11 protein-coding genes and 2 pseudogenes are annotated in these 11202 nt (G+C 70.8%); 7 read left to right on the top strand and 6 right to left on the bottom strand.

Annotation, left to right across the window (positions count from 1 at the left end; translation table 11 throughout):
• Positions 1 to 251: pseudogene (locus A5714_RS23295) on the top strand (3-hydroxyacyl-CoA dehydrogenase); the annotation flags it as partial.
• 28 nt (positions 252 to 279) lie between these two features.
• Here the strand turns inward: A5714_RS23295 and A5714_RS23290 are convergent.
• The 3 genes from A5714_RS23290 to A5714_RS23280 form a co-directional block, all read right to left on the bottom strand.
• On the bottom strand, positions 280 to 876 hold the full coding sequence (locus tag A5714_RS23290) for a bifunctional 2-polyprenyl-6-hydroxyphenol methylase/3-demethylubiquinol 3-O-methyltransferase UbiG (RefSeq protein ID WP_068289364.1): 597 nt from the start codon (positions 874 to 876) through the stop codon (positions 280 to 282).
• A 146-nt stretch (positions 877 to 1022) separates the two neighbouring features.
• Entirely contained in the window at positions 1023 to 1883 is an 861-nt protein-coding gene (locus A5714_RS23285) for an LLM class F420-dependent oxidoreductase (protein WP_068066400.1), read from the bottom strand.
• 43 nt (positions 1884 to 1926) lie between these two features.
• On the bottom strand, positions 1927 to 3135 hold the full coding sequence (locus A5714_RS23280; RefSeq protein ID WP_068289361.1) for an FAD-dependent monooxygenase: 1209 nt from the start codon (positions 3133 to 3135) through the stop codon (positions 1927 to 1929).
• A 108-nt stretch (positions 3136 to 3243) separates the two neighbouring features.
• Here A5714_RS23280 and A5714_RS23275 point away from each other — a divergent pair, with 108 nt between their 5' ends.
• Entirely contained in the window at positions 3244 to 4233 is a 990-nt protein-coding gene (locus A5714_RS23275; protein WP_068289359.1) for an LLM class F420-dependent oxidoreductase, read from the top strand.
• A gap of 6 nt (positions 4234 to 4239) precedes the next feature.
• On the opposite strand, the gene A5714_RS23270 is transcribed toward A5714_RS23275, so the two are convergent.
• Positions 4240 to 4533, bottom strand: coding sequence for a putative quinol monooxygenase (locus tag A5714_RS23270; RefSeq protein WP_068066370.1), 294 nt, complete (start codon positions 4531 to 4533; stop codon positions 4240 to 4242).
• 149 nt (positions 4534 to 4682) lie between these two features.
• Here A5714_RS23270 and A5714_RS27360 point away from each other — a divergent pair, with 149 nt between their 5' ends.
• Both A5714_RS27360 and A5714_RS23260 read left to right on the top strand, forming a co-directional pair.
• Entirely contained in the window at positions 4683 to 5111 is a 429-nt protein-coding gene (locus A5714_RS27360; RefSeq protein ID WP_068289356.1) for a Zn-ribbon domain-containing OB-fold protein, read from the top strand.
• A 16-nt stretch (positions 5112 to 5127) separates the two neighbouring features.
• Positions 5128 to 6273: a thiolase family protein gene (locus tag A5714_RS23260; RefSeq protein ID WP_068289353.1), complete on the top strand. Its 1146-nt coding sequence runs from the start codon at positions 5128 to 5130 to the stop codon at positions 6271 to 6273.
• 16 nt (positions 6274 to 6289) lie between these two features.
• Here A5714_RS23260 and A5714_RS23255 read toward each other — a convergent pair whose 3' ends face one another.
• Positions 6290 to 7939: a DNA repair helicase XPB gene (locus A5714_RS23255; RefSeq protein ID WP_068289349.1), complete on the bottom strand. Its 1650-nt coding sequence runs from the start codon at positions 7937 to 7939 to the stop codon at positions 6290 to 6292.
• Positions 7940 to 7974: 35 nt separating this feature from the next.
• A complete protein-coding gene (locus A5714_RS23250) occupies positions 7975 to 10233 on the bottom strand; it encodes a helicase-associated domain-containing protein (RefSeq protein WP_068289347.1) in 2259 nt (752 codons plus the stop codon).
• A gap of 128 nt (positions 10234 to 10361) precedes the next feature.
• Between A5714_RS23250 and A5714_RS23245 the strand changes: the two genes are divergently transcribed.
• From A5714_RS23245 to A5714_RS23235, 3 genes and pseudogenes are all read left to right on the top strand, one after another.
• Positions 10362 to 10562: a hypothetical protein gene (locus tag A5714_RS23245; protein ID WP_068066382.1), complete on the top strand. Its 201-nt coding sequence runs from the start codon at positions 10362 to 10364 to the stop codon at positions 10560 to 10562.
• Between the two features lie 8 nt (positions 10563 to 10570).
• Positions 10571 to 11071: a cyclic pyranopterin monophosphate synthase MoaC gene (moaC, locus tag A5714_RS23240; RefSeq protein WP_068066385.1), complete on the top strand. Its 501-nt coding sequence runs from the start codon at positions 10571 to 10573 to the stop codon at positions 11069 to 11071.
• A pseudogene (locus tag A5714_RS23235) lies at positions 11071 to 11202 on the top strand (MogA/MoaB family molybdenum cofactor biosynthesis protein); the annotation flags it as partial. The gene moaC and the pseudogene A5714_RS23235, both read left to right, overlap by 1 nt.

Below are 11202 nucleotides of genomic sequence, written 5' to 3'. Positions count from 1 at the left end.
ACCGCATGCTGTTCGCCGAGGCCCTCGAGACCCAGAAGTGCCTCGACGAGGGCGTGCTGACGTCGACCGCCGACGCCAACATCGGGTCCATCATGGGCATCGGCTTCCCGCCCTACACCGGCGGTAGCGCGCAGTTCATCGTGGGTTACCAGGGTGCGGGCGGCGTCGGCAAGGAGGCGTTCGTGGCCCGGGCCAAGGAGCTGGCCGCCCGCTACGGCGACCGCTTCACGCCGCCGGCGTCGCTGACCTAAGCCGAAGGCACACGAAAGCCCCTGCAGCTCAACGGCTGCAGGGGCTTTCGCGTTCGTAGAGGTAGTAATGCGTCGGGGTCTGCTCCTCGTCGAGTCGCCGTTCGGTTCCGCTGGACAGCAACGTCCATCCGGTGGCGAATCGTCGCTGCATCTCGGCGGGCGCGACGCCCCGCACGCCGAACCGGCCGCCGGGCAGGAACGCCACGATGAGCAGCCGCGCGCGGGGTGCCGCCACCGCGCTGACCTCGCGGACGTAGGCGTCGCGGTCGGTGTCACTGAGATTGTGCAGGCAGCCGTTGTCGACGATGAGCGCAAAATCCGCGCCGACGCCTTCGGTGCTGAGCTTGGTGACATCCGCTTTGACGAAGTCGACCTGCGCCTGGGCGGCGGACGCCTTGGCCCGCGCGGCCTGCAGCGGTTGGTCGACGTAGTCGACGCCGGTGGTGCGCCAGCCGTGCTGCGCAAGGTAAATCGCTGCGTCACCGGTGCCGCAGCCCAGATCCAGCGCCCTGCCGGGCGGCAGTTTTTCGACGAGGTCCCGCAGCATTTCCGCGATCGGGTGGCCGTCCCAGGGCGTGAACCCGAACCGGTACATCAGCGTGAACAACGTCTGCTTGAGACCCATTCGTCGAGCGTAGGCCGCGGGGCAAGCCGCGTTCTCGCGGTGACTCCGCCGGCCGCCCGCCTCGCTACGCCAGCGCCGCGGTGACTCCGCCGGCCGCCCGCCCCGCTACGCCAGCGCCGCGGTGACTCCGCCGGCCGCCCGCCTCGCTACGCCAGCGCCGCCGCGATGCGGCGCCACTGCTCGCGCGGGAACGCCTGTGGGTCGGCCAGCAGTACCTGCACGCAGACGTGGTCGGCGCCGGCCGCGCGGTGCTCCTCGACGCGGCGCAGGATCGCCGCCTCGTCACCCCAGGCGATGATGGCGTCGAAGACCCGATCGCTGACTTGGCTCAGGTCGTCGTCCGAAAAGCCGCTGCGCAGAAGGTTGTTCGCGTAGTTGGGCAACGCCAGGTACGCGCGCAGCCACTCGGTCCCGACGCGGCGGGCCTCGTCGGGATCGTCGGTGAGGATGACGGTCTGCTCGGGCAGCAGCAGCGGGCCCTCGCCCAGCGTCGATCGCGCGGCGGCGGTGTGGTCGGGGGTGACCAGGTACGGGTGCGCGCCGCGGGCGCGGCTCGCCGAGAGCGCCAGCATCTTCGGCCCGAGCGCGGCGAGGACCCGGCTGCCGGCGGGCACCGGCCGCGGCGCGGCGTCCAGCCCGTCGAGGAACGCCGCCGTCGCGGCCAAGGGTTTGCGGTAGCGGCCCGGCTGGCCGGCGTCGATCAGGGGCGCGTGGCTGACCCCGATGCCCAGCAGGAAACGCTCGCCGTGCTCGGCGGTCAGCGCCGCATACGATTCGGCGACGTCACCGGGGGCGTGCATCCACAGGTTGAGGATGCCGGTGGCGACGACGGTCCGCGTGGTGGCGTCGAGCAGTTGCGCCACCGCGTCGAACACCGGGCCGCCCACGTCGGGTATCCACAACGCGGAGAACCCGAGCTCCTCCAATTCGGCTGCGGCGTCGGCGGATTCGCCCGGGTCGCCGTAGCGCAACTGACTGCTCCAGATCCCGACACCGGTGAGTTCCATCGAAGGCCTTCCGTTGGTGGCGTGCGGTTGCCCCACCATGCTGTCAAACGTCCGCACCGCCGTAGTCGGGCACCGGCATCCGCTCGTGCGCCCGGCGCGCCTTGGCAACCCGCCTGCCCAACACCCGCGACAGCGGCTCGGGCGCCCGTGACGCCGACGTCGCCCCGCGCAGCAGCGCCCAGGCCCCGGCCCGCGACGCGGGGACGACGCTCCTGGCCGCGTCGCGGGCGAAGGCCCTGCTGCGGTGCACCGCGTGGTGCATTCGCAGTTCGTACGCGGCGAACGCGTGCAGGTGATCGCCGTCCGCCGACGCGAGTTCACCTGCCAGCACGTAGGCGCCCAGCACGGCCAGGCTGGTGCTGCCGCCGACCGCGGGTCCGGGGCTGTAGCCGGCGTCGCCGACCAGCGTGACCCGCCTGCGCGACCAGATGTCCATGCGCAGCTGGGTGATCGCGTCGCAGTAGAACGGGGCCGCGCTGTCGAGCTGCGCCAACCAGCCGTCCACCTGCTCGTGCATCCCGGCGAACGCGGCGCGCGCCGACTCCCGCTGCCGCGCGGTGTCGCGGGGGTCGTGGTCGACGTCCTCGGTGCCGCGGAACAGCAACACCACCCGGGCGTCGTCCAAGTGCTCGGCGGTGTAGATGCCCGCGAAGCGCCCGGGCCCGACGTGACCGATCCTGCCGCCGGGATCGGCCAGCGCCTTGGGCGCGGACAGCACCGCGAGGTATCCGCCCAGGAACCGCGTCACCCCGGCCCCCGCGCCGAAGGTCAGGCGGCGCACGGTCGAATGCGCCCCGTCGGCGCCGACGACGACGTCGAACCGGCGCGGCTCGGCGCGTTCGAAGGTCACCTCGCCGTCGTGGTCGATCCCGGTGATGGAGTCACCGAACAGGTACTCGACGTCGGCGCGGGCGGCCTCGCGGTAGATCTTGCTCAGGTCGTCGCGCAGGATTTCCACGTGCCTATCGGGCGCCGCCGGATGGTCGCGGCCGAGGTCGATCTCGGCGGGCCGCTGTCGGCCCTCTCGGTACACCGTCATCCGGTCGCCGCGCATGGACCGGGCCTCGATGCGCGGCAGGACGCCCATCCTCTCCGAGATGTCCAGCGCGGGACGGAACAGGTCCACGGCGTGACCCCCCGGCGCGCCCGGCGCCGCCGCGCGCTCGATCACCGTGACGTCGAACCCGTAGCGGTTGAGCCAGTAGGCCAGCACGGGACCCGCGATGCTGGCACCGGAGATGAGGATCCGCATGGGCCTTACTACCACCTGGCCGGATACCGCGCGTGCGGGCGGCGCCGCGGCGAAGCATGCGCCGCGGCGGGCGAGCCCACACCGCGCGCCCCGCTAGAGTTCCATGACATGCGCTTCGGTTTCTTCATCCCGCAGGGATGGCGGTTGGACCTGGTGGACATCGAGCCCGCGCAGCACTGGGCGGTGATGCGCGACCTGGCCGCCTACGCGGACAACAGCGCCTGGGACTCGGTCTGGGTCTACGACCACTTCCACACCATCCCGGTGCCGACGAACGAAGCCACCCACGAGGCCTGGTCGTTGATGGCGGCGTACGCCGCGACGACGTCGCGCGTCAAGCTCGGCCAGATGTGCACCGCGATGAGCTACCGCAACCCGGTCTATCTCGCCAAGGTCGCCGCCACGGCCGACATCATCTCCGGCGGCCGGATCCAGATGGGCATCGGCGGCGGCTGGTACGAACACGAATGGCGCGCCTACGGTTACGGCTTCCCGTCCGCCGGGGTACGGCTCGGCCGCCTCGACGAGGGCGTGCAGATCATGCGCGACGCCTGGCGCGACGGCACGGTGAGCCTGCACGGCAAGCACTATCAGGTGGACGGGGCGATCGTGTGGCCGAAGCCGTTGCAAGGCAATGGGATTCCGCTGTGGATTGCCGGCGGTGGGGAGAAGGTCACGCTGCGCATCGCGGCGCAGTACGCGCAGTACACCAACTTTTCGGCCGAACACGAGGCCTTCGTCCACAAGTCGCAGGTGCTCGCCGAGCATTGTCGCGCCGTCGGCACCGACTTCGACGCCATCGTGCGCTCGGTCAACGTCAACGCCGTGATCGGCAGCTCGGACGCCGACGTCAAAGACCGGCTCAAGCGGGTTCGCGACCGGATGATCCGTTACGTGCCCGAACAGGCGGCGGACACGATGATCGCCGGCGCCAGCCGAGCCGATTCGGCAACCGGCACAACCGAACAGGTCATCGAGCGGCTCAGCAAGATTCGCGACCTCGGCTGCGAGTACGTGATCTGCAACTTCCCGGAGGCGGCCTACGACCGCTCGGGCATCGAGGCCTTCGAGCGCGAGGTCATTCCCGCGCTGAGTTAGCGATCCTCAGACGTCGGCGGTCTCGTATCGCGTCTTGGCCGGCGGTGCGGCCAGCAGTGGGGGCAGCTCGGTCACCTTGCCTTCACCGGCGCGGAACGCGCGGTAAGCCTCGTCGTGTTCGACGGTGGCCCACTCCTCGTAGACGATCCAGTGCGCCTCGTCGTCCTGGTCGATCAGCACGTCGGTGCGCAGGTTCCCCTCGAAGCCGCGGGTGACCTGCAGCGTCCGTTGCATGAGTTCGCGCCCCTGGGAAACCGCGTCGGGCTTGAAGCGGAGTTCAAGCAGCACCGTGACCGGCATAGTCGTCTCCTCACGTCGTGTCGACCCCTCGCCAAGATAGTCGACCCATCCGAACGGCCCGCCGCCGCAATGAGAATGCGATTTCCACTTTTCGGAAACCTGTTATACGGTTCAGTGAGCGATGGCGCGCGAACCTGGAGGACCACTCGATGCAGCAGAAGGCACTCGCCCCGGAGATTTCCACCTGGCCCGACGAGAGCCCGCAATTGATCGGCAGCCGCTGCGGCGAGTGCGAGGCCACGACCTTCCCGGTGCAGCAATGGTGCCCGCGCTGCAGCGCCGGGCGGATGTCCGAGGTGTTGCTGCCGCGCCGCGGCACGCTGATCGCCTGGACCACCCAGGGCTTCCCGCCCGGCGCCCCCTACGCCGGCCCGACCGGCAAGGACTTCGTGCCGTTCGGCGTCGGTGGTCAGGGGCACCATGGTGAGCTCCACCTCCTGGCCGAATTGCAGTCGGGCCGGGTCGTTTTCGGTCAATCGCCCCTCGACGCGAAGCACGGCTTCTGCCCCCAGGCCGAGCTGGACGAGACCGACGCCGACGGCACCGAGATCCTCACCTTCGCATTCCAGCCGGTCTAGATCAGGAGGGCCAAAGATGAGCAACGACGTCGCCATCATCGGAGTGGGCCTGCACCCCTTCGGCAGGTTCGACAAGACCGCGATGCAGATGGGCGCCGAGGCCGTGCAGTCCGCACTGGCCGACGCCGGCGTGGGATGGCGGGACATCCAGTTCGGTTTCGGTGGCAGCTACGAGGTGTCCAACCCCGACGCGGTGACCCGGCTGGTGGGGTTGACGGGCATCACGTTCACCAACGTGTTCAACGCCTGCGCCACCGCGGCCAGCGCCATCCAGCAGACCGCCGACACGATCCGCCTCGGCAAGTACGACATCGGCATCGCCATCGGCCTGGACAAGCACCCCCGCGGCGCCTTCACCGACGATCCCGCGAAACTGGCGCTGCCGCAGTGGTATGCCAACAACGGCCAATTCGTCACCACCAAGTTCTTCGGAATGAAGGCCAACAAGTACCTGCACGACCACAACATCTCGCAGTCCACCCTGGCCAAGGTCGCCGCGAAGAACTTCCGCAACGGCGCGATGAACCCGAACGCGTTCCGGCGCAAGGCGATTGGCGAGGACGAAATCCTGAACTCGGCGGTGCTGAACTACCCGCTGACCCAGTACATGTTCTGCGCGCCCGACGAGGGCGCCGCGGCGGTCATCATGTGCCGCGCCGACCTCGCGCACAGGTACACCGACAGGCCGGTGTACGTGCGGGCGTGCGAGATTCGGACCCGACGCTACGGGGCCTACGAGGTGCACGCCACGTCGGCCCCGCTGGACGAGGACTTCGCGCCGACGGTGTACGCGGCCCGGGCCGCCTACGAGGCGGCGGGCATCGGTCCCGAGGACGTCGACGTCGCCCAGCTGCAGGACACCGACGCCGGCGCCGAGGTGATCCACATGGCCGAGACGGGGCTGTGCGCCGACGGCGAGCAGGAGAAGCTGCTGGCCGACGGCGCCACCGAAATCCACGGGTCCATCCCGGTCAACACCGACGGCGGGCTGATCGCCAACGGGGAGCCGATCGGGGCGTCGGGCCTGCGGCAGATGCACGAACTGGTGCGACAGCTGCGCGGCGAGGCGGGGGAGCGGCAGGTGCCGGGCAACCCGCGCGTCGGCCTGGCCCAGGTCTACGGCGCGCCCGGCACCGCCTCGGCGACCATCCTGTCGCTGTAAGCGGTTGCCCCCCAGCCTAAATGGCCGGCCCCAGCAGGTCGTCGGCGTCCCGAATGATGTAGCCGTAGCCCTGCTCGGCGAGGAAACGCTGCCGGTGTGCGGCGTACTCGGCGTCCAGGCTGTCACGGGCGACCACCGAATAGAAGATCGCCCCGCCGCCGTCCGACTTCGGGCGCAGCAACCGGCCCAGCCGCTGGGCCTCCTCCTGGCGCGACCCGAACGTCCCCGAAACCTGAACGGCGACAGAGGCTTCCGGTAGGTCGATGGAGAAGTTCGCGACCTTGGACACCACCAGGGTGGACACCTCGCCGGTGCGGAAGGCGTCGAACAGGGCCTCGCGTTCCTTGGTGCGGGTGGAACCCTGGATCACCGGCGCGTTCAGCTCGGCACCCAGCTCGTCGAGCTGGTCGAGGTAGGCGCCGATCACCAGGGTCTGCTCACCCCGATGCTTGTCCAGGATGGATCTGACCACGGCGATTTTCGAGTGCGCGGTCGAGCAGACCTTGTAGCGCTCCTCGGGCTCGGCGGTGGCATAGATCATCCGCTCGTTGTCGGTCATGGTGACCCGGACCTCGACGCATTCGGCCGGGGCGATCCACCCCTGCGCCTCGATGTCCTTCCACGGCGCGTCGTAGCGTTTCGGGCCGATGAGCGAGAACACATCGCCCTCGCGGCCGTCCTCGCGGACCAGCGTGGCGGTCAACCCGAGCCGCCGCTTGGACTGCAAATCGGCCGTCATCCGGAAGACCGGCGCCGGCAGCAGGTGCACCTCGTCGTAGATGATCAGCCCCCAGTCGCGGCTGTCGAAGAGCTCCAGGTGCCGGTACTCGCCCTTGGTGCGGCGGGTCACGATCTGGTAGGTCGAGATGGTGACGGGCCGAATCTCCTTGCGCTCACCGGAGTATTCGCCGATCTCGTCCTCGGTGAGCGTCGTGCGCGCGACCAGCTCGCGTTTCCACTGCCGCGCGGCGACGACGTTGGTCACCAGGATCAGCGTCGTCGCGCTCGCCTTGGCCATGGCCGCCGCGCCCACCATCGTCTTGCCGGCCCCGCACGGCAGCACCACGACGCCCGACCCGCCGGACCAGAACGACTCGGTGGCCATCTGCTGGTAGTCGCGCAGGTGCCAACCGTCCTGATGCAGGCTGATCGGGTGGGCCTCACCGTCCACGTAACCCGCGAGATCCTCGGCGGGCCAACCGATTTTGAGGAGCATCTGTTTGACGCGGCCGCGCTCGCTGGGGTGCACGACCACGGTGTCGTCGTCGATGCGGGCGCCGAGCATCGGCGCGATCTTCTTGTTGCGCAGCACCTCTTCGAGCACCGCGCGGTCCAGGCTCACGAGCGTGAGGCCGTGCACCGGGCTCTTCACCAGCTGCAGGCGGCCGTAGCGGGCCATGGTGTCGACGATGTCGACCAGCAGCGGCTGCGGCACCGCGTAGCGCGAGAAGCTGACCAGCGCGTCGACCACCTGCTCGGCGTCGTGGCCGGCGGCCCGAGCGTTCCACAACGCCAGCGGCGTGATGCGGTAGGTGTGCACGTGCTCGGGCGCGCGTTCCAGTTCAGCGAACGGCGCGATGGCGGCGCGCGCCGCGCCGGCCTGCTCGTGGTCGACCTCGAGCAGCACCGTCTTGTCGGACTGGACGATCAACGGTCCATCGGTCATCGAAGCGCCACCCCTTTCTGTTGGTCTCTCACCGATTATCGGTCGCCGTCCGACACGACCGACGTGATGCGGTGGATGGCGAAGTCGCGGAGCCGTCCCGACGCTGAGTCGAAGGCCACCAACTGGCCGCCCCGCACGGTCACGGGCGATACCACCCGCTGGGTCGCCACACCGGCCGCGTCTAGATAACCGATCACCAGCGTGTCTTGTTCCTTCGCGGCCCGTTGCAGCCGCGTCATGGTGGCGGCCGGATCGACGCGCGCGCTGCCGAACGGCGCGGCGGTCACCTTGCGCAGCACCGCGACCACCGCGTGCAGGCTGTCGCTGTTCGGGCGGCGCAACGGGCGATACGGCCGTCGCTGCTGGGGCGTGGCCACCCGGGCACCGCGCGGCCGGACGTCCACGATGGCGCCCGAGGCATCCTCGGCGGCGGGGGCGAAGCCGGCCGCCCGCAACGCCGTGAGCACCTCGCCGATCGGCGCCGGGGAGACCGCCACGGTGGGGGCCAGGGCGCGCAGTTGCACCCCTTCGGTGGCCGGCGCGGCCACGGCCTGGGCGAGCAGGGCCGGGTCCTCGCAGCGCACGAACGACGCGGCCATGCCGATGCGGAGCTGCCCGTGGCGGCGCGCCACGTCGTCGATCAGGTACGTCAAACCCTGCGGCACCGGCGTTTTGGAGTGCTGGGTGAACAGGGCGTGCATCCAGTCGCGGGTCTTGCCGACGTCGAGCGCATGCCGGATCGACTGCTCGCTGACGCGATAGACCATCGCCGTGCCGGCCGACTCGACGGTGGCCACCGCGGCCAGTTGCTCGGCGAGTTCGCGCTTCAAGGGGCCGGGCACCACGACCGTCAGGTCGGCCTGCAGCAGGAAGTAGTCGATGGGGTCGGGCAGCGCCCGAGCCATGGCGTCGACCGCGAGCTGCGCGTCGGCGTCCTCGTCCAGCAGCGCCCGGCCCGGCCCGCTGAGCGCGCCCCGCCCGACCAGGCCCAGCGCCTGGCTCTCGGCGAGAAGGTGCCCGACCGGTTCGGGTTGCAGGCGCTTGGCCCACCGCGGGCGGCGCCAGATCAGCGCCGCCGACGCCGTGGCGGTGTCGACCCCGGCGCCGGGCGGAAGTTGCGCGAGCATGCCCAGCAGCAGCCGCCGGTCCAGGGGGGCGGCCGTGGAATACAGCGCATCGCTCAGCGCGCCGTAGGGCTTGGCGTCCGGGCCGCGGCTGCCGATCAGCGCCGGCCGGCCCGGCAGGTCCAGCCAGCTGACGGCCAGCAACTGCCAGCGCTGCGCGGCCGACATCGCGGTGAACCGGTCGGTGGCCGCGGTCGGTGCCCAGTAGGGCGCCTCGCCGGTCACGGGTTGCGGGTCGGGCATCCCGCTGGCGATCAGGCCGGCCGCGGCCGTCACTTCTAGGAGCAGGCCCAGCCGCGGCTCGTCGACACCCGTCACCTTGCTCAGCCTCTTGACGTCACGCACGCCCAGGCCGCCGCTGCGTAGCTCGGGAATGGGCGTGCCGGCCAGCGTTTCGAGCAGCACGTCGACCTCGCGCAGCAGGTCGATGACCGAGCCCGCGGCGGCCGCGTCGACGTCCGCCGCGGTGGTGGTCGAGACCACCGGGTCGGGCGCGGTCAGCCGCAGCGGCCCGGGCTGCTCGCCCCGCAGCACCTGGCCGACGTGGCGCGGCAGGATCACGGTGTCGGCGTCGACGCGACGCAACAGCCCCAGCGCGAGCAGCCGCGGGACGGGCCGGTCCGCGGGCGCGCCGGGCGCGGCGTCACGGGTGCGGCCCATCGGGGACCCCTCCAGCAGCTTGTCCAGCACGTCGCGCTGGGCCTGGACGAGCCCGTCGACGAGGCCGGCGATCTCTTCGGCCGTCCGCGAGCCGTCTTCGAGGATGACCTGGCCCGGGTGCCACGGCAGCGCGGTGCCCGCGTCCGCGGCGACCCGCAGCCCGGCCTCGCCCCACACCAGGGCGCGCAGCCGCAGGTCGTCCACCGCCTCGAGGACGTCGCCTTCCGGAGCGCGGTCACCGATCAGCCCCAGCAGCTTCGCCGTCGGCACCGGCGCCACGTCGGCCTGCAGCACCAGCAGCGCGTCGAGCACCGCCAGGCGCAGGAAGTCGAGATCGTCGGTGGCGGCCTTGACCGATTGGCGGGCCTGCGCCCGCGCGGCGAGCGCGGCGATGCTGCCGGGCGGGGGCTGGGCGAGGTCCGGCCGCAACTCCAGCAGTCGGATCAGCCGCTCGTCGGATAACTCGGCCAGCCACGACCCCAGCGGGATGTCCGGGGTGTTGTCTGTCATTGCTGACCAGCGTAAAGCAGTCGGCCGGAGCCCAGCAGACCTCGACCGCCGGGCGGGCCCCGGGCGGCCCAGGACGTCACCGGCGGTCTTGCACCACGCGCGCGCAGGCGACCTGTCAGAATGGATCCGTGGCTGACAACGTTGAGGGTAAAGAGCGCAAGACCCGGTACGTCGACAACGGCTGGCCGACGACGGACCCGGACGACCACGCGGTCAGTGAACTCGTGACCGATCGGACCGGCGCGCTGTCGCCCTTCGGCGAGCTGGTGTTCCCGCTGCCTTCCACCGACCTGCCCTACCTGCACCCGGTCACCGTCGTCAACCGATAGTCGCCAGGATGGCCAGGGCCCCCGAGGCAGCCAACCCCCCCGCGACCGGGTTGTCGCACCTGGACGAGCGCGGGGCGGCGCACATGGTCGACGTCACCGACAAGGGGGCCACGAAACGGACCGCGGTCGCCGCGGGCGTCCTGCGCACCTCGGCGCACGTCGTGGGGCTCATCTCGACCGGCGGCCTGCCCAAGGGCGACGCGCTGGCGACCGCGCGCGTCGCGGGCATCATGGCCGCCAAGCGCACCAGTGAGCTGATCCCGCTCTGCCATCAGCTGGCGCTCACCGGCGTCGACGTCGAGTTCGCCGTCGGGGACCGCGAGGTGGGAATCACCGCGACGGTGCGCAGCACCGATCGCACGGGCGTGGAGATGGAGGCGCTGACGGCCGTCAGCGTCGCCGCGTTGACGCTGTACGACATGATCAAGGCGGTGGATCCGTCCGCGCGTCTCGACGACATTCGGGTGCTGCGCAAGGAAGGCGGCAAGAGCGGAAGGTGGGTGCGCTGATGAGCGATCGATCGGCTCGAGTCATCATCTCCTCGACCCGGGCGGCGGCGGGCGAGTACGACGACCGTTGCGGCCCGATCATCGCGGACTGGTTGGGCGAGCGCGGGTTTGCCGCGGTGCAGCCGGAGGTG

The sequence above is a fragment of the Mycobacterium sp. E2462 genome (genome assembly GCF_001672685.1).
In the GTDB taxonomy this organism is placed as follows: Bacteria; Actinomycetota; Actinomycetes; order Mycobacteriales; family Mycobacteriaceae; genus Mycobacterium.
Note: the sequence above shows the minus strand (reverse complement) of the source record. Positions and strands in the feature narration are given on the sequence as shown.

What these genes read in the sequence shown, in the direction of transcription:
- A5714_RS23255 (WP_068289349.1), bottom strand. Translation starts at nt 7,939, where the DNA reads ATGACCGATGGACCGTTGATCGTCCAGTCCGACAAGACGGTGCTGCTC.
- A5714_RS27360 (WP_068289356.1), top strand. Translation starts at nt 4,683, where the DNA reads ATGCAGCAGAAGGCACTCGCCCCGGAGATTTCCACCTGGCCCGACGAG.
- A5714_RS23275 (WP_068289359.1), top strand. Translation starts at nt 3,244, where the DNA reads ATGCGCTTCGGTTTCTTCATCCCGCAGGGATGGCGGTTGGACCTGGTG.
- A5714_RS23260 (WP_068289353.1), top strand. Translation starts at nt 5,128, where the DNA reads ATGAGCAACGACGTCGCCATCATCGGAGTGGGCCTGCACCCCTTCGGC.
- A5714_RS23280 (WP_068289361.1), bottom strand. Translation starts at nt 3,135, where the DNA reads ATGCGGATCCTCATCTCCGGTGCCAGCATCGCGGGTCCCGTGCTGGCC.
- A5714_RS23285 (WP_068066400.1), bottom strand. Translation starts at nt 1,883, where the DNA reads ATGGAACTCACCGGTGTCGGGATCTGGAGCAGTCAGTTGCGCTACGGC.
- A5714_RS23250 (WP_068289347.1), bottom strand. Translation starts at nt 10,233, where the DNA reads ATGACAGACAACACCCCGGACATCCCGCTGGGGTCGTGGCTGGCCGAG.
- A5714_RS23270 (WP_068066370.1), bottom strand. Translation starts at nt 4,533, where the DNA reads ATGCCGGTCACGGTGCTGCTTGAACTCCGCTTCAAGCCCGACGCGGTT.
- moaC (WP_068066385.1), top strand. Translation starts at nt 10,571, where the DNA reads ATGGCCAGGGCCCCCGAGGCAGCCAACCCCCCCGCGACCGGGTTGTCG.
- A5714_RS23290 (WP_068289364.1), bottom strand. Translation starts at nt 876, where the DNA reads ATGGGTCTCAAGCAGACGTTGTTCACGCTGATGTACCGGTTCGGGTTC.